This is a genomic window from Dysgonomonas sp. 216 (genome assembly GCF_010501065.1).
Taxonomy (GTDB): domain Bacteria; phylum Bacteroidota; class Bacteroidia; order Bacteroidales; family Dysgonomonadaceae; genus QVMM01.
In genome coordinates this window covers 1-977 of sequence record NZ_QVMM01000045.1, presented here as the reverse complement: position 1 = coordinate 977, position 977 = coordinate 1, and the positions used below count along the sequence as shown (strand labels likewise).

At 38.4% G+C, this 977-nt stretch carries 1 protein-coding gene; it reads left to right on the top strand.

Annotated features, from left to right (window positions below):
• Positions 1 to 835 (top strand): hypothetical protein (locus D0T53_RS13425; RefSeq protein WP_163268745.1); only part of this gene is annotated, 835 nt, incomplete at its 5' end.
• Between the last annotated feature and the right edge of the window lie 142 nt (positions 836 to 977).

Sequence of the window (977 nt, the reverse complement as noted above, 5' to 3'; positions counted from 1 at the left end):
TATTGGCTTAGGGTTTACGGCGAGTGATACCGCAAACAGCCCTTTTGCCGAATATAACATTGAATCGTTACCAAAATATTTTGACGCTTATGCCACAAGTGGAGTTTTAGCAAGTAATCAGGTAAAAGGCGAACTTAAAAGCCTGCATGATGGCTTTACTTACATCTTGTTAGAGAACGAAAATATATATGGTAACATAACCGATGCTTTCACAGACAAAATGCAATCATTGGCACTTGTCAACTGCCTGAATATATCGGGCGATCTTACATCGGGGGCTAAGAATCTTGTATTGTTGAATCTGACAGCAAGTTCAATCACGGGTATTTCAGGAACAATAAGCCGTTCCAAATTTCCGAACTTGAAATCAATACAGGTTCAAAATAATAACAATTATGTGTCAAATATCGGGTATAACATCGAAGAGTTTAAAGACGCTACTAAAGTGTATGCAACAAGGCTGCCTAACGTTACAGGCAATGTCGATTTATTGACCAATGCTGCGAATATTGTATTGGAGCATACCAATTGCACAATTTACAACTTAAGCCAATTGCCGCCGAACCTGACAGAGCTTTCTTTCAATTCGGGCTCTATCCGTAAGAATGTAATTTATCCGACAAGTCGGAATTTCCCGTCATCAATGAGTCGGATAGGTCTTGTTAATTGTGAATTAAGTTCAGCTGATATAGACAGGCTTTTAAACGATTTGGCTCAAGTAACAACATGGATAGGCTTTAGGTCTGTGAATTTAACAGGTACAAGAACGTCGGCATCGGATGTTGCGGTTCAAACAATAATAAGCAGGGGAGCATCAGTAACCATTAACGCATAAAAAAATGAAAATATTAAAGAAAAAACATATCGTAATATATCGCGATAACACGATTATCTGTAAATCGGATAGTAACACCGAAAGTTTTGTACCCGATGGTACAAATTGTGCCGAATTTGATACACAGGATGAATTAGAGGCG